The organism is Anaerotignum faecicola (assembly GCA_024460105.1).
In the GTDB taxonomy this organism is placed as follows: domain Bacteria; phylum Bacillota; class Clostridia; order Lachnospirales; family Anaerotignaceae; genus JANFXS01.
Genome location: JANFXS010000437.1, coordinates 1 through 411 on the forward strand (window position 1 = coordinate 1; position 411 = coordinate 411).

Consider the following 411-nt stretch of genomic DNA (forward strand, 5'->3'; position numbering starts at 1 on the left):
GACCGCATGCCCGTCGCCTGAGAAGTTTAAGGAGGCGTTTGAATGCGATGTGGATCAGATTTTTGTGATAACACTGTCTGAGCACTTGAGCGGAACGTACAACAGCGCTGTTTTAGCGAAGAAGCTGTATGAGGAGGAACATGGACAGGAGGGGAAGAACATTGCGGTATTCAGCTCCGATTCTGCCTCATCCGGAGAGTTAAACATCGCTCTCTATATCCAGTCGCTCTGTCAGGCTTCTCTTCCGTTTGAGGAGATCGTGGAGAAGACGCGCAGCTTTATTAAGAATATGAAAACATATTTTGTACTGGAGAGTCTGGACACGCTGCGTAAGAACGGCCGTCTGACCGGCCTTCAGGCATTTTTTGCTACCGCGCTCAATATTAAGCCGGTTATGGGAGCTGATTCCGG

Annotated in this window: 1 protein-coding gene; it reads left to right on the plus strand. The window is 49.4% G+C overall.

What is annotated here, in order from left to right:
* A partial coding sequence (locus tag NE664_14755) for a DegV family protein (GenBank protein MCQ4727895.1) occupies positions 1 to 411 on the plus strand: 411 nt, incomplete at both ends.